Source organism: Streptomyces sp. NBC_01283, from assembly GCF_041435335.1.
Classification (GTDB): Bacteria; Actinomycetota; Actinomycetes; order Streptomycetales; family Streptomycetaceae; genus Streptomyces.
In genome coordinates, this window is sequence record NZ_CP108430.1 from 3,118,349 (window position 1) to 3,133,665 (window position 15,317).

Here is a 15,317-nt window from a genome sequence, read left to right on the forward strand (position 1 = left end):
GCGTTTTCGGCCAGTGCGTGCGGCTCACGTCCTGGGCAGGCGAATCTCGGGTGACTATCTCTCGCCCTGTGAGGGCGGTCACCCTTACGTTCATTTAGTTCGCACTTATACGGCCAGGCAGACTGGCAGCATGTCCCTCGCCCGCCCGCCCCGGCCCCGCAGCCTCGCCGGGCAGCTCTTCGCGATGCAGATCGTCCTGGTCACCGTCGTGGTGGCCGGATGTGCACTGTTCACGTTCCTGAGCGACCGGCAGCAGGCCGAGGAGGGCGCGCGCCGGCAGGCGACGGCCGCGGCACGGGCGGTCGCGGACTCCCCTTCGGTACGTGAGGCCGCGCGCGGCAAGGATCCGACGAAGCTCCTCCAGCCGTACGCCACCGACGTACGACGCCACACCGGGGTCGACTTCGTCACGATCATGGACCCGGACGGCATCCGCTGGACGCACCCCGACGAGGAGCGGATCGGCGAGCGCTTCCTCGGCCACCGGGCGGACGCGCTGCGGGGCAGGACCTTCACCGAGACGTACACGGGGACGCTGGGCCCCTCGGTGCGCGTGGTCACGCCGATCCTGGCCGACGACGGCACGGACCGCATCACCGGCCTGGTCAGCGCGGGCATCACCATCGAGGAGATCAGCCAGAAGGCGCGCGGCCAGCTGCTCGCCCTGCTGGGCGTCGCGGCGGGCGCGCTCGCGCTCGGCGGACTCGGCACCTACGTCATCAACGCCCGCCTGCGCCGCCACACCCACGGCATGAACGCCGCCGAGCTGAGCCGCATGCACGACTACCACGAGGCCGCGCTGCACGCGGTGCGCGAGGGACTCCTGATGCTGGACGGGCAGCGGCGCATCGCCCTCATCAACGACGGGGGGCGCGAGCTGCTCGGCGTATCGGGCGACCTGGTCGGCCGGAACGTCGCCGAGCTCGGCCTGCCCGCGCCCCTGACGGGCGCGCTGCTCGCGGCCGAGCCGCGGGTGGACGAGCTGCACCTGACGGCGGACCGGGTGGTCGTCGTCAACACCTCACCGGTGTCGAGCGGCGAGCGACGCGGCACGGTGGTCACCTTGCGCGACCACACCGAGCTCCAGGCGCTGACCGGCGAGCTGGACTCGGAACGCGGCTTCACGCGGGCGCTGCGCTCGCAGGCCCACGAGGCGGCGAACCGCCTCCACACGGTGGTCTCCCTCATCGAGCTGGGCCGCGCCGACGAGGCCGTCGGCTTCGCCACCGCCGAGCTGGAGCTGGCCCAGACGCTGACGGACCAGGTGGTCGCGGCCGTGAGCGAGCCGGTCCTCGCGGCGCTCCTCCTGGGCAAGGCGGCCCAGGCCAACGAGCACGGCGTGGAGCTCGTCGTCTCCCCCGACAGCAGCATCGACGACGGGATGCTGCCCGCGGACCTGCCCGCGCGGGACCTGGTGACGGTCCTCGGCAACCTGATCGACAACGCGGTGGACGCGGCCCAGGGCTCCCCCGCGGCCCGCGTGACGGTGACGGCACGCGCGGACGGTGCCGGACTGACGCTGCGGGTGTCCGACACGGGCCCCGGCGTGGACCCCGCCCACACGGAGGCGGTCTTCCGGCGCGGCTGGTCGACGAAGGCCACGGCGGGCCGCGGCCTGGGCCTGGCCCTGGTCCACCAGACGGTGACGAAGCACGAGGGGACGCTTAAGGTGCGGGAGGCGGCCGGGGGTGGCGCGGAGTTCGAGGTCCGCCTCCGGACGGCGACCGCTCCGAGGATGCCGGGTGCCGGTGACGAGGTGTCCGGTACTGAGGCATCCAGTACGGAGGCATCCCGTACGGCGTCCGGCGCAGGGGACGCAGCAGACGGAGGCACCACATGACAGAGCCCATCCGCGTCCTGGTCGTGGAGGACGACCCCGTGGCGGCGGACGCCCACGTCCTCTACGTGAACCGCATCCCCGGATTCCACGCCGTGGGCAAGGCGCACAGCGCCGCCGAGGCGAAACGCGCCCTGGACCGCACCGAGGTGGACCTCCTCCTCCTGGACCTGCACCTCCCGGACGGCCACGGCCTCCAGCTGGCCCGCACCCTGCGCGCCGCGGGCCACCGCACGGACGTCATCGCCGTCACCTCGGCCCGCGATCTCACCGTCGTACGCGAGGGCGTCTCCCTCGGCGTGGTGCAGTACGTCCTGAAGCCCTTCACCTTCGCCACCCTCCGCGACCGCCTCACCCGCTACGCCGAGTTCCGCGCCGCCGCGGGCGAGGCCACCGGCCAGGACGAGGTGGACCGCGCCCTGGCCACCCTGCGCGCGCCCAGCCCCGCCGCTCTGCCCAAAGGGCTCAGCGGCCCCACCCTGGAGAGGGTGACCCGCACCCTGCGCGACGCGCCCGCCGAGGGCGTCACCGCCGCTGCCGCCGCCGAGACCGTGGGCATCTCCCGCATCACCGCGCGCCGCTACCTGGAGCACCTGGTCACCACGGGCCGCGCCGCCCGCACCCCGCAGTACGGCCACGTCGGCCGCCCCGAGTACGCGTACCGCTGGCTGACGTCGAACACCTGAGCCCTCAAGTCCCCGCCGGGGTACGCCGATTGTCACTGTGCGGGCACCCCGGTAACGCCCTGGCGCCGCCTCCAATAACAACGTTGTCACGTTGATGACAAGGGGCGACGCACGGGCATTGACCTTGCTCCGAGCCCGCCCTTACGTTCACCGGGCAGCCCCGCGTTGCGCCCTGCGTGGTAACCCGGCCGTGTCGGCCAGTAGGAGGTCGTGCCCGTGCGTCCCACCACCCCTCTGCTCCTCGCCACCGCCCTGGTCGCCGCCGCCACCCTCACCGCGTGCGGCGGGGACTCCGGCGACGATCCGGACACCGTGAAGGTCTCCTTCAAGCAGTCCACGGACAACCAGGTCAAGGTCATGGACACCTTCCTGGCGGACATCAAGAAGCAGTTCGAGAAGGCGAACCCCGGCAAGAAGGTGAAGCTGGTGCCGATCAAGGCGCCGGACTCCGAGTACTACACCAAGCTGCAGCAGATGATGCGCTCCTCGAAGACCGCGCCCGACCTGGTCTACGAGGACACCTTCCTCATCAACTCGGACATCACCAGCGGGTACTTGAAGCCGCTCGACCCGTATCTGAAGAAGTGGAAGGACTGGGACCAGTTCATCGGTACGTCCAAGTCGGCGGCGAAGGCGGCGGACGGGAAGACGTACGGCGTGCCGGACGGCACCGACACCCGCGGCCTCTGGTTCAGCAAGAGCATCTTCAAGAAGGCCGGGCTGCCCGCCGACTGGCAGCCGAAGTCGTGGGACGAGATCCTGCAGGCCGCGCGCACCATCAAGAAGAAGGTCCCCGGCGTCACGCCCATGAACGTCTACACGGGCAAGCCCGCGGGCGAGGCGGCCACCATGCAGGGCATGGAGATGCTCCTGTACGGCACGGGCGAGGACCCGATGTACGACCCGCAGTCGAAGAAGTGGGTCACCGGCAGCCAGGGTTTCAAGGACTCCCTGAAGTTCGTCGAAACGGTCTACAAGGAGAAGCTCGGCCCTGACGTCTCCGACGCCCTCGACCCGAACTTCGCGACCCGGGTACGCGGCGAGCTGCTCCCCGAGGACAAGCTCGGCATCAACCTCGACGGCTCCTGGCTGCCGCAGGACTGGGGCAAGGGCGCGGGCCACGAGTGGCCCGAGTGGTCGAAGAAGCTGGGCCTCGCCCACATGCCGACCCAGAACGGCCAGGCTCCCGGCAAGGTGAGCATGTCCGGCGGCTGGACCTGGGCGATCCCGTCCGAGGCGTCCAACCCCGGCCTGGCGTTCAAGTTCATCGAGCAGATGCAGACCAAGGCCAACGCCCAGAAGTGGTACGTGGCGAACTCGGGCATCGCGGTCCGCAAGGACGTCGCCGCCGACCCCGCGTACCTCAAGGCGCAGCCGGGCCTGAAGTTCTTCACCGACCTGGTGCCCACGACGCACTACCGGCCCGCGTACCCGGCGTACCCGAAGGTGTCCACGGCGGTGCAGGAGGCCATGGAGAAGGTCACGACGGGCGACGGGTCCGTGGACGAGGCGGCGAGCGGATACGACAGCGAGATCAAGGCGGCGACCAACGACAAGGTCATCGAGAAGTAGGCGGGGGTATGTCGCCATCGCATCCGTCACGTCCGTCGCATCCGTACGCAAGGGAAGTGAGTGCCCGAGGTGACCACCGCACCCCCCGCCGGGCCGGGCGACATCGCGAAGACCGCGCCGGGGCCTGGCGCCCCGCGCCCCGCGCGGCCCCCGTCCCGCCGCAAGCCGACGGGCCGGGCCCTGTCCCGCGCGCTGCCCGTCTCCCCCGCCGTCGTCCTGCTGCTGCTCTTCCTCGCGGGCCCCATCGGCTACTGCGCCTACATCGCCTTCACCGACCTCCAGCTCACCGGCCAGGCGGAGTCGAGCTTCGTCGGGTTCGACAACTTCCGTAAGGCCTTCGGCGACGAGGCGTTCCTCAACGCCGTCTGGCTGACGCTGGTCTTCACGGTCGTGTCCTCGCTCATCGGGCAGAACACCATCGGCCTCGCGCTCGCGTCCCTGATGCAGCGGGCGTCCAAGCCGATCCGTACGATCACGGGCGCGATCGTGATCACGGCGTGGGTGCTGCCGGAGGTCGTGGCGGCCTTCCTCCTGTACGCGTTCTTCCGCCGCGAAGGCACCCTCAACGCTGTCCTGGACTTCCTCCATCTCCCGCCCCAGAACTGGATGTACACGCTGCCGATCCTGGCGGTGTCGTTCGCCAACGTGTGGCGGGGGACGGCGTTCTCGATGCTGGTCTACTCCGCGGCCCTGAACGAGATCCCCAAGGAGATCACCGAGGCGGCCGAAGTGGACGGCGCGGGCGGCTGGCGCCGCATGTGGCACATCACGCTGCCGATGATCCGCCGCTCCATCGGCACGAACCTGATGCTGAACACCCTGCAGACCCTGTCGGTCTTCGGTCTGATCTGGGTGATGACGCGGGGCGGCCCGGGAAACCGCAGCCAGACCCTCCCCCTGTTCATGTACGAACAGGCCTTCCAGAAGAGCATGATCGGTTACGGCACGGCGGTGGCGCTTCTGCTCCTGGTCGTCGGCTCACTCTTCTCCCTCGTCTACATGCGCCTGCTCCGCACGGAGGTCTGAGTGCCGGCCAACACCGCAAGCACCGCAAGCACCGCCAAGTCGCCCACCCGGAGCCCGCGTTCACGCCGCACGGCGAGACGCCTGGCCGCGGACGGGGGCCTGCTGGTCGTGGCGGCGGCGTTCGTGCTGCCGCTGGCCTGGGTGATCCTGTCGTCGCTCGACACCAAGGCGGACCTCAAGGTGAAGGTCCCCGACGGCCTCACCCTGGACAACTACGACGCGGTCCTGACCCCGGAGATCACCTTCACACCCCTCCTCAACAGCCTGCTGCTGTGTGGCGGAGGCACTCTCCTGACGGTGGTCTGCGCGGCGCTCGCCGCCTACCCGCTCTCCCGCTTCAGGTCCCGCCTGAACCGCCCCTTCATGCTGACGATCCTCTTCGCGACGAGCCTGCCGATCACGGCGATCATGGTCCCGGTCTACGCACTGTTCGTCCAGGTCGACCTGATCGACACGATGCAGGGCACGATCTTCTTCTTCGCCGCGTCCCAACTCCCCTTCGCCATCTGGCTGATGAAGAACTTCATGGACGGCGTCCCGAAGGAACTGGAGGAGGCGGCCTGGACGGACGGCGCCTCGTCGTTCCAGTCCCTGCTGCGCATCGTGCTCCCCTTGATGGGGCCCGGCGTCGCCGTGGTGACGGTCTTCTCCTTCGTCATGATGTGGGGCAACTTCTTCGTCCCGTTCATGCTGCTCCTGACCCCGGAACAGATGCCGGCCTCGGTCAGCATCAACGACTTCTTCGGCAACAAGGGAACAGTGATCTACGGCCAACTGGCAGCGTTCTCGATCATCTACTCAACCCCGGTGATCCTCCTGTACGTCCTGATCTCACGCCGCCTTGGCGGGGGGTTCGCGTTGGGGGGTGCGGTGAAGGGATGACCGGCCCTGCTTCGGCCGTCCGACCCGCTGGCTAGGATCACCGGGTCTGAGGGAGGGCACATGCGGGGGCGTTTGCTGAACGGCCGGTACGAGCTGCTTGAGCGGCTCGGCGCGGGCGGCATGGGAGAGGTCTGGCGGGCACGGGACCGGAGTCTGGGGCGGGAGGTGGCCGTCAAGGTCTTCGTGCCGGCGGATTCCGCCGGTGCGGATGAGCTGGAGCAGCTCCTTGCGCGCTTCCGGCAGGAGGCGCGCGCCGCGGCCTCGCTGGACAGTCCGGACATCGTCGCCGTCCATGACCACGGCACGGACGAGAACACCCCGTACCTGGTGATGGCCATGGTGCAGGGGCGCTCGCTCGACCACGTGCTGCGCGAGAGCGTCCGCGTGCCCGTGGCGGACGCGCTGCGCTGGGCGGCGGACATCTGCCGTGCCCTGGACGCCGCGCACGCGGCGGGCATCGTGCACCGTGACATCAAGCCCGGCAACGTCATGATCGCGCCGGACGGCACCGCCAAGGTCGTCGACTTCGGCATCGCGACCTTCATGGAGCGCGCCGCGGGCGACTCCCGCCTGACGCAGACGGGGCAACTGCCGTTCGGCAGCGTGCCGTACCTGGCCCCCGAGCGGTTCCGCCAGGAGGCGGGCGACGGACGCACCGACCTGTACGCGCTCGGCTGCGTCCTCTACGAACTCCTCGTCGGCAGACCGCCGTTCACCGGCACGGCGGCCGGCGTCATGTACAACCACGTCAACGACGCGCCGCTGCGGCCCTCGCGGGCGCGGGCCGAGGTGACGGCGCCGGTCGAACGCCTCGTGCTCGACCTCCTCGCCAAGGACCCGGCCGACCGGCCCGCGGACGCGGCTACGACGCTCGAACGGATCCTGGGGATCGCGGAGGCGGAGGGGGCGCGGGGCGGCTCCTCCGCTTACGAGGCTTCGGCTTCGGCACCGGCCTCGGCGCCTGCTTCGGACGACGTGCAGGATGCCGTCCCGGGTGCGGACGGGCCGGCACACCCGCCGACGGTCCACGCCGAGGGCCGGCGCGAGCAGCCCGCGCCCGCGGCTGCCCGGGTCGCGAACGCGCGCACCGAGCCCGCCGCCCGCATCGAGGACGCCCGCCCCCACCCGACGGCCGTCCGCAAGGACGCCGCCGCTCCCGAGCCCCGCCGCCGCTCGCGCGGACGGCGTCTGCTGATCCCCGCCGCGCTCATCCTGGCGGTCAGCATCCCGACGGGCCTCGGCATACGTTCCCTCGCCGCATCCGACACCGGGTCCGCGTCCGCGTCCGGCGCCGGTGACGCCCCGGCCGTCTACACGATCGGCGTCGCCCACAGCTACCGGCACGTCGGCGCCGAACACTCCAGCGGTGGGGACACGTACGAGAAGTCGGAGTACGACCAGTTCACGACGCAGCAGCGGCGCACCGTCGCGTCCGCCTTCTCGGAGGCGCTCGGCACGAAGAGCCGCAGCCGCTTCCGGCTCGTCCCCGTGTCCGCCGACCCGGACACGACGGCCCGCGAGATGCTCGCCGAGCACCCGGACATGCTCGCCGTCATCGGTGACACCGCCGACTTCTCCTGGGTGCACGACACGGACGAGGCGTTCCTGCCGGAGATCAGCACGTGTTCCGAAGTCGCGCACGCCGAGGGCGCGTTCGCGATCCCCGCCGATGACGCGCGGCAGGGCGAGGCGATGGCCGAGTACCTCCGGTCGGAGACGACGGCCCGCCGGGTACTGGTGGCCGAGGACAGGCTCTGGGTGAACCGCGAGGACGGCATCGGCACCGCCCTGCGCAAGGGCGGCGTCACCACGGAGGCGCTGGACGTCGACCCCCACAAGGTGAAGACGTCGCGGATCCCCGCGCTGGTCGCCGGGGCACGCGCGGACGCGGTGGTGGTGCCCACGGGCACGTCCGCCGGTGTCTGGGCCAAGGCGCTGAAGGCGGACGGCTTCGACGGTCCCGTGCTGACCCAGAGCGGCCCGGAGGGCATCTGCGAGGACTCGGAGGAGCGGTCGGCGGCCGAGCAGCGGGACAAGAACGTCCCCGAAGGGGTGCTGCGCACCCGCAACTACGCGGGCGAGCCCGACGACAACCTCCCCGCACGCGGAAACCAGGAGCTGTACGACGGCGCACTGGCCCTGGCCACCGCGCTCAAGGAGCTCCCCGCCGGGGATGCGGCCACGTCGCTGCGGCACACCCTGGACCGCGGGATCCAGCGCGTCTCGGTCAACGGCGTACTCGCCGAGGTCTCCTTCGAGAAGCGCCGCTCGGCACGCGAACGGCCGGTGTGGTTCGACCGCCGGGGCGCGCACGCCTGGAGCGAGATCGGCAAGGTCGACAAGAAGTACAGGCCGACGAAGCAGTAGGGGCCGTGGCGGCTAGGAGGGCTCGACGGCGGCCCGGATCCGGGCGGCGAGGTCGGCCGTCTCCTCCGGCTCCACGTCCAGCACACCGTTCTCGGTCATGAGGACGTGGAACTGCTGCTCCTCGTACGGGACTCCGGGCGGCAGGGCGGCGATGTGCCAGTGGAGGTGGCTGTTCCCTTCCTGACTGCCGAGGGAGTAGAGGTAGGTCCGCTCGGCGTCGAGGACCCGCTCGACGGCGAGGGCGACCTTCCGCACGACGAGCATGACCCGCGTGTACGCCGCCTCGTCGAGATCGCGGACGACGTGCTCGACATGGGCTTTCGGCGCGACGAGGACCTTGCCGGGGAGGGTGGGCCACCGATCGAGGAACGCGACGTGGGTGTCGTCCTCGTAGACGGTGTGATGGGCGTAGTCAGGATCCCCGGCGACGAACGCACAGACAAAGCAGGGCCCGCTGCGCGCCCGCTCCATATATCCCTCAAGATCCATGGCTTTTCGGTCCATACCCATGAGCATGCACTCCCCACTCGGCTTCCGACATGCGTGTACCCCGGGATTAATACACCGCCCGGATTCACCGGGATACGCACCTCCCGCCCCATTGCGTAGCAGATATCTCTCTGGTGCCGCCGATCGGCGCCCACTAGCGTGCTTAGCTCGCGCCAACTCTCACCCTCACCAGGAGCCTTCAGTGAACCGCCCTATCCGTCTCGCGACGGTCGCCCTCACCGCGTCCGCAGCTCTGCTGCTGACCGCCTGTGGAAGCGGCGACGACGAGTCCAAGGAGAACGACAAGATCGCCGGGGCAGAGCAGGAGGGCGGCAAGAAGTCGGCATCACCGAGCGCGAGCCCGTCGGAGGATTCCGGCCGCCCCGAGATCAAGCTCCCGGACGACCTGACGATGACCTTCGAGGAGCCCCGCACCGGGGACGCCGCGAAGAAGGCGGTGCTCGCGGACAACGCCGAGCGCATGCGGGCCGTGAATGCCGCCATCACAGGAACGGACCCGAAGGGTGAGGCGGTCGGCTACTACAACACCGGCAAGGCCCTGGAAGCCGCGGTGACTTGGGTCGGGAAGTTCAAGGATGCCGGTCTCTCCCTCACGGGAGACGTGCGTTACTACGACCGTCAGGTGACGCTCAAGGACAAGAAGACCGCCACGCTCTCCTTCTGTGCGGACGAAGGAAAGGGCTACACGAAGAAAAAGAAGACCGGCAAGGTCGACAAGACCCCGGTCACCAAGAACAGTTACGTCTCCTACAACACGCAACTGGTCAAGAACGACAACGGCACGTGGCAGACATCGCAGATCATCTCCACAAGAGGGGCAGCTCAATGCCAACCGTAGGAAGGGCCACAGCCCTGACGGCATTCTTCGCGGGCCTGGCGGTCGCCTTGAGCAGCCCGCAGGCGTGGGCCGACATCGACCCCGGAGGCGGCTCCGAGACGCAGGTGGACGCGGACAGCGACGGCCAGAATCTGTCGGCCACCGCGGGACGCATCGTCTACGACCGCTCGAAGAACGGCAAGGGCGGCAAGGCGGGACCGGTGACCCCGGCCACCAACTGGACGCCCCCGCCCTGCTATTACGCTCCCGCGTTCTCCCCGGCTCAGCTCCAGAAGAAGCTCGAGCCGATCTGGGCCGCCGAGTCCACCGGGTCGGAGTGGGACCTGTCGCAGCGCAACCGCTACGTCGACGGGCAGCCCTACAAGGACTTCAACAAGGAGAAGGCCGGCAAGGGCTACTGGTGGGACAGCTTCATACCCGAGGGCGGGATAGGCGCCCCGGGTGCGCTCGACTGCACCAAGCCGTACTTCTGGGTCGACAAGGGTGACCCGCCCCCGGCGGACACCCCGGAGGCCGTCACTCCTGAGATCCTCGCGCAGCTCGCGTACGCGGAGATCCGCGTGCCCGACACCGAGGTCACGCTCGCCCCGGCGGAGACCACGAAGGTCAATCTCCCCACCTGGGCGTGGCTGGACAAGGCCGAGTTCAAGCCGGTCTCGGTGACAGCCTCGGTGCCGGTCCTCGACATCCAGGCGACGGTGACCGCCGAGCCGACCTCCCTCAAGATCGACCCCGGCACCAAGGACGCCCAGACCTACCCCGCCTCAGGCGTCTGCCCGATCGACGGCGGGAAGATCGGCGAGCCGTACGCCAAGGGCAAGTCCAAGGAGGACCCGCCCTGCGGCGTGAAGTACCTCCGCTCGTCCGGCGACGGCTCGTACCCGCTCAAGGCAACGGTCACGTGGAAGATCCACTGGACCGGAACGGGCGTGGACGGCGAAAAGGCGCTGCCCGACGGGGAGTTCGGCGCGGACCAGGACGTGGTGGTCGAGGAGATCCAGTCGATCAACCGATAGCCGACGGTCCGACATGAGTGAGCAATCGGGCCTGGACCCCCGCTCCTTGGGGTCCGGGCCAACTCACCTCACGACGCCGCGCGGCGGATGTGCCGCCTGGACGCGGACCTGCAGCTGACCCGGCTCCTCCAGGCGCTGGTCGGCGGCGCCTCGGCCGAAGGCCCCGACGGCACGGTCAACGACCCCGCCGCTCCCCCGGCCCCCCTGCCGCACGTCGGGCAGCGCGTCGCAGGCGTCGTCGGGCAGCACGGTGACCGGCAGATCAAGATCCGCGTCGGGCTGCCCTTCCGGGAAACACACGCGTCGGGAGGCTTGTCCGATGGAGGCACAAACGCCCCGTAGCTTCGCACCAATCCGCAACCTCGTATGAACGCACCGTAGTCGCCGGCGCCCCACACCCATACCGTGTGCCCGTGCAACCGAGCCGACCGCCGCACCAGCCCACGCCACCGTTCAACTTCCCCGCCGCCCGGCGCCTCCGTGAGGCTCTGGGGATGGCACACGGGCACGTCGCCTACGGGATGCGGGCGAGCTATGGGCTCACCTACATCACCCCGGAGACCATCGCCGCCTGGGAGCGCGGGCTCGCCGCGCCCACCTCCGCCGAGCTCACCGCCCTCGCCGGCACCCTGTGGTGCTCCCCCGGCGAGCTCATGGGCGCCGCGACCACCCTGCGCGAGCACCGCCTCGCCCGTGGGCTCGCGCCCGAGGACGTGGCGCGGGGGTCCGGCGTCGAGATCCAGGCCTATCTGCACATGGAGGAGACCAACACCTGGCGCGGCAACGACCGGCAGTCCGCCGCGCTCGCCGAGGTGCTCCAGCTCCCCCTGCCCGACTTCATCAACGTCATCGGGCGCGCCGACGACCTCGCCGAGCTGCTGCGCAGCGCCGTCACGAGCCGATGGCAGGGGTACGTGCGGCCCGTCAGCAAGATGCTGCCCGTGCAGAAGCGGCACGTCGAGGACGTGCTGCAGCAGCTCCACGCCGACTACCAGTCGCGCATGGTCCGGACGCTCAGCTGGGGCGGCGGGGCCGGGGCCGATGCCTCGGGGAGCGCCGGGAAGGACTTCCTGGACAAGATCCTGGAGCACTTCTGGGCGCAGGTACGGGGGGCGGGGCACTCCTAGCAGGACTCCTCCGGCTAGAACACCGACTCCGCCTCGTCCATCCGGTCCTTCGGCACCGTCTTCAGCTCGGTGACCGCCTCCGCCAGCGGCACCATCGTGATGTCCGTGCCCCGCAGCGCCGTCATCCGGCCGAACTCCTCGCGGTGCGCCGCCTCCACCGCGTGCCAGCCGAAGCGGGTGGCGAGGACGCGGTCGTACGCCGTCGGGGTGCCGCCGCGCTGGACGTGGCCGAGGATGACCGGCTTGGCCTCCTTGCCGAGGCGGGTCTCCAGTTCGTACGCGAGCGCCGTGCCGATGCCCTGGAAGCGCTCGTGGCCGAACTGGTCGATCGCGCCGACACCGTAATTCATGGTGCCCTCCTGCGGGTGCGCGCCCTCGGCCACGCAGATCACCGCGAACTTCTTGCCGCGCGAGAACCGCTCCTCGACCAGTTTGACCAGGTCAGCGGGGTCGAAGGGGCGCTCGGGGAGGCAGATGCCGTGGGCGCCGCCCGCCATGCCGGACTCCAGGGCGATCCAGCCCGCGTGGCGGCCCATGACCTCGACGACCATCACGCGCTGGTGGGACTCGGCCGTCGTCTTGAGGCGGTCCATCGCCTCCGTCGCGACACCCACCGCCGTGTCGAAGCCGAAGGTGCGGTCGGTGGAGGAGATGTCGTTGTCGATGGTCTTGGGGACGCCCACCACCGGGAGGCCCGCGTCCGACAGCATCTTCGCCGCCGTGAGCGTGCCCTCGCCGCCGATGGGGATCAGGACGTCGAAGCCGATCTCCTTGGCGAGCGCGGGCGCGTCCTCGCAGGCCGCACGGAAGCGGTCGCGCTCCAGGCGGGAGGAGCCAAGAATCGTTCCGCCACGGGCCAGGATGCCGCTGACCTCGTTCAGGCCGAGGGAGCGGTAGCGGCCGTCGAGCAGGCCCGCGTAACCGTCCTCGAAGCCGATGACCTCGTCGCCGTAGTGCGTGACGGCTCGGTGCACGACCGACCGGATCACTGCGTTGAGGCCGGGGCAGTCGCCGCCTGCGGTGAGAATTCCGATGCGCATCGTGCTGTGTCTCCTGCTCGCTGTTGATACTTGTGAGCCGGTCTGATTGTTCCATGGCCGCGCAGCGGTCGCTGCTCACACAACCACCACTCCCGCCCCACGCCTGCTCCGCCCGATCCTGGGGAGACCTGGGGAGAGGGCCTTTGTGCCCGCCCCCTGAGGCCTTTCGTCCGGCGGGCGACCTAGCCAGCCGCAGAGGTATTGTCAAGAAGGCACGGCAACCATATCGGGTCATTTGTCCGGCCTTGACGGAAGTCGCCCGGTCTCGCCGGGCGGCCAGGGAAAACCGCAGCGGAGCAGCGACGAAGGGGAGAGCACGCGTGACGCGCAGCGTGTACGTGACCGGGATCGACCGGGGCGACGGCCGCCAGGTCATCGAGCTGGGAGTCATGGAACTCCTGACCCGCCAGGTCGACCGGGTGGGGGTCTTCCGTCCACTCGTCCACGACGGGCCGGATCGTCTTTTCGATCTTCTACGGGCCCGCTACCGGCTGGCGCAGGACGCGGCATCCGGGTACGGGATGGATTACCACGAGGCCTCCGCGATCCAGGCCGAGCAGGGCACCGACGAGCTGGTCTCCCAGCTCGTCGACCGTTTTCACCGGGTGGCGCGGGACTACGAGATCGTTCTCGTGCTCGGCACGGACTTCGCCGACACCCAGCTCCCGGACGAGCTGTCGCTCAACGCGCGCCTCGCCAACGAGTTCGGCGCCTCCGTGATACCCGTCGTCGGCGGCAAGAACCAGACCGCCGAATCGGTCCGCTCCGAGACGCGCAACGCCTATCGCGCGTACGAGAGCCTGGGCTGCGACGTCCTGGCGATGGTCACCAACCGGGTGGCGCCCGCCGACCGCGACGAGATCCACGACAGCCTCGCGGCGGGCCTCCCCGTGCCCAGCTACGTCCTGCCGGACGAGCCCGCGCTCGCCGCCCCCACGGTCGCCCAGATCACCCACGCCCTCGGCGGGCGCGTCGTGCTCGGCGACGACGCGGGCCTGGCCCGTGACGCGCTCGACTTCGTCTTCGGCGGCGCGATGCTGCCGAACTTCCTGAACGCCCTGACCCCGGGCTGCCTCGTGGTCACCCCCGGCGACCGCGCCGACCTCGTCGTGGGCTCGCTCGCCGCGCACAGCGCCGGTACGCCGCCCATCGCGGGCGTCCTGCTCACCCTCAACGAACAGCCGGGCGAGGCGATCCTGAAGCTCGCCGACCGCCTCGCGCCCGGCACCCCGGTCATCGCGGTCTCCGGCGGCTCCTTCCCCACCGCGGGCGAACTCTTCGCTTTGGAGGGGAAGTTGAACGCCGCCACGCCCCGCAAGGCGGAGACGGCCCTCGGGCTCTTCGAGCGGTACGTCGACACGGCGGGGCTGCTCACCCGCGTACAGGCGCCCAGCAGCGACCGCGTCACGCCGATGATGTTCGAGCACAAGCTCCTGGAGCAGGCGCGCTCCGACAAGCGCCGCGTCGTCCTGCCCGAGGGCACCGAGGAGCGCGTCCTGCGCGCCGCCGACGTGCTGCTGCGCCGCGGTGTCTGCGACCTGACGCTGCTGGGCCCCGTCGAGCAGATCCGCAAGAAGGCCGCGGACCTCGGCGTCGACCTCGCCGACTCGCAGCTCATCGACCCGCAGACCTCCGAGCTGCGGGACGCGTTCGCCGCCAAGTACGCCGAGCTCCGTGCCCACAAGGGCGTCACCGTCGAGCTCGCGCACGATGTCGTCGCGGACGTGAACTACTTCGGCACCCTGATGGTGCAGGAAGGATTCGCCGACGGCATGGTGTCGGGGTCCGTGCACTCCACGGCCGCCACCATCCGGCCCGCCTTCGAGATCATCAAGACGAAGCCCGACGCCTCGATCGTCAGCTCCGTCTTCTTCATGTGCCTGGCCGACAAGGTGCTCGTCTACGGCGACTGCGCGGTCAATCCGGATCCGAACGCGGTGCAGCTCGCCGACATCGCCGTCCAGGCGGCGGCCACCGCCGAGCAGTTCGGCGTGGAGCCGCGGATCGCGATGCTCTCGTACTCGACGGGCACGTCAGGTTCGGGCGCCGACGTCGACAAGGTGCGCGAGGCGACCGAGCTGGTGCGGGAGAGCCGCAGCGACCTGAAGATCGAGGGCCCGATCCAGTACGACGCCGCCGTGGAGCCCTCGGTGGCGGCGACGAAGCTGCCGGACTCGGAGGTCGCGGGCCAGGCCAGCGTGCTGATCTTCCCGGACCTGAACACCGGCAACAACACGTACAAGGCCGTGCAGCGCTCGGCCGGCGCGATCGCCGTCGGCCCGGTCCTCCAGGGCCTGCGCAAGCCGGTCAACGACCTGTCCCGCGGCGCCCTCGTGCAGGACATCGTCAACACCGTCGTGATCACCGCGATCCAGGCCCAGGGCGCCCCGACCACCTCCGCGTAGCACCCGGCAGT

General features: G+C 70.2%; 13 protein-coding genes. 11 read left to right on the forward strand and 2 right to left on the reverse strand.

What is annotated here, in order from left to right; genetic code table 11:
- The first annotated feature begins 130 nt into the window (after positions 1-130).
- The 6 genes from OG302_RS13935 to OG302_RS13960 all read left to right on the forward strand — a co-directional run bounded on the left by OG302_RS13935 (position 131) and on the right by OG302_RS13960 (position 8,370).
- Positions 131-1,840, forward strand: a complete 1,710-nt coding sequence (locus tag OG302_RS13935) for an ATP-binding protein (RefSeq protein WP_371527090.1) — start codon at positions 131-133, stop codon at positions 1,838-1,840.
- Complete coding sequence (locus tag OG302_RS13940; RefSeq protein ID WP_361833745.1) at positions 1,837-2,523, forward strand: response regulator; 687 nt, start codon at positions 1,837-1,839, stop codon at positions 2,521-2,523. Before OG302_RS13935 ends, OG302_RS13940 begins: the two co-directional genes overlap by 4 nt.
- A gap of 216 nt (positions 2,524-2,739) precedes the next feature.
- Positions 2,740-4,095 (forward strand): extracellular solute-binding protein, encoded by a 1,356-nt coding sequence (locus OG302_RS13945; protein ID WP_371527091.1) that lies wholly within the window; start codon positions 2,740-2,742, stop codon positions 4,093-4,095.
- A 102-nt stretch (positions 4,096-4,197) separates the two neighbouring features.
- A complete protein-coding gene (locus tag OG302_RS13950) occupies positions 4,198-5,121 on the forward strand; it encodes a carbohydrate ABC transporter permease (protein WP_371750118.1) in 924 nt (307 codons plus the stop codon).
- A complete protein-coding gene (locus OG302_RS13955) occupies positions 5,122-6,003 on the forward strand; it encodes a carbohydrate ABC transporter permease (protein WP_371527092.1) in 882 nt (293 codons plus the stop codon). It begins immediately after the preceding gene.
- A 60-nt stretch (positions 6,004-6,063) separates the two neighbouring features.
- A complete protein-coding gene (locus OG302_RS13960; RefSeq protein ID WP_371527093.1) occupies positions 6,064-8,370 on the forward strand; it encodes a bifunctional serine/threonine-protein kinase/ABC transporter substrate-binding protein in 2,307 nt (768 codons plus the stop codon).
- Between the two features lie 12 nt (positions 8,371-8,382).
- On the opposite strand, the gene OG302_RS13965 is transcribed toward OG302_RS13960, so the two are convergent.
- Entirely contained in the window at positions 8,383-8,874 is a 492-nt protein-coding gene (locus tag OG302_RS13965) for an HIT family protein (RefSeq protein WP_371527094.1), read from the reverse strand.
- A gap of 187 nt (positions 8,875-9,061) precedes the next feature.
- Here OG302_RS13965 and OG302_RS13970 point away from each other — a divergent pair, with 187 nt between their 5' ends.
- The 4 genes from OG302_RS13970 (at position 9,062) to OG302_RS13985 (ending at position 11,861) form a co-directional block, all read left to right on the forward strand.
- On the forward strand, positions 9,062-9,718 hold the full coding sequence (locus tag OG302_RS13970; protein ID WP_371527095.1) for a hypothetical protein: 657 nt from the start codon (positions 9,062-9,064) through the stop codon (positions 9,716-9,718).
- Complete coding sequence (locus OG302_RS13975; RefSeq protein ID WP_371527096.1) at positions 9,706-10,734, forward strand: hypothetical protein; 1,029 nt, start codon at positions 9,706-9,708, stop codon at positions 10,732-10,734. The genes OG302_RS13970 and OG302_RS13975 overlap by 13 nt, the downstream gene beginning before the upstream one ends.
- Before the next feature lie 87 nt (positions 10,735-10,821).
- Entirely contained in the window at positions 10,822-11,076 is a 255-nt protein-coding gene (locus OG302_RS13980; protein WP_371527097.1) for a hypothetical protein, read from the forward strand.
- A gap of 152 nt (positions 11,077-11,228) precedes the next feature.
- A complete protein-coding gene (locus OG302_RS13985; protein WP_371527098.1) occupies positions 11,229-11,861 on the forward strand; it encodes a helix-turn-helix domain-containing protein in 633 nt (210 codons plus the stop codon).
- Positions 11,862-11,875: 14 nt separating this feature from the next.
- On the opposite strand, the gene OG302_RS13990 is transcribed toward OG302_RS13985, so the two are convergent.
- Positions 11,876-12,901 carry a 6-phosphofructokinase gene (locus tag OG302_RS13990; protein WP_361833727.1) on the reverse strand — a complete coding sequence of 342 codons (1,026 nt, stop codon included), beginning with the start codon at positions 12,899-12,901 and terminating at the stop codon, positions 11,876-11,878.
- Between the two features lie 320 nt (positions 12,902-13,221).
- On the opposite strand from OG302_RS13990, the gene pta reads away from it, so the two are divergent.
- On the forward strand, positions 13,222-15,306 hold the full coding sequence (gene pta / locus OG302_RS13995; RefSeq protein ID WP_371527099.1) for a phosphate acetyltransferase: 2,085 nt from the start codon (positions 13,222-13,224) through the stop codon (positions 15,304-15,306).
- Positions 15,307-15,317: the final 11 nt, after the last annotated feature.

What these genes read in the sequence shown, in the direction of transcription:
- OG302_RS13990 (WP_361833727.1), bottom strand. Translation starts at nt 12,901, where the DNA reads ATGCGCATCGGAATTCTCACCGCAGGCGGCGACTGCCCCGGCCTCAAC.
- OG302_RS13960 (WP_371527093.1), top strand. Translation starts at nt 6,064, where the DNA reads ATGCGGGGGCGTTTGCTGAACGGCCGGTACGAGCTGCTTGAGCGGCTC.
- OG302_RS13940 (WP_361833745.1), top strand. Translation starts at nt 1,837, where the DNA reads ATGACAGAGCCCATCCGCGTCCTGGTCGTGGAGGACGACCCCGTGGCG.
- OG302_RS13975 (WP_371527096.1), top strand. Translation starts at nt 9,706, where the DNA reads ATGCCAACCGTAGGAAGGGCCACAGCCCTGACGGCATTCTTCGCGGGC.
- OG302_RS13985 (WP_371527098.1), top strand. Translation starts at nt 11,229, where the DNA reads ATGGCACACGGGCACGTCGCCTACGGGATGCGGGCGAGCTATGGGCTC.
- OG302_RS13980 (WP_371527097.1), top strand. Translation starts at nt 10,822, where the DNA reads ATGTGCCGCCTGGACGCGGACCTGCAGCTGACCCGGCTCCTCCAGGCG.
- OG302_RS13965 (WP_371527094.1), bottom strand. Translation starts at nt 8,874, where the DNA reads ATGGACCGAAAAGCCATGGATCTTGAGGGATATATGGAGCGGGCGCGC.
- OG302_RS13935 (WP_371527090.1), top strand. Translation starts at nt 131, where the DNA reads ATGTCCCTCGCCCGCCCGCCCCGGCCCCGCAGCCTCGCCGGGCAGCTC.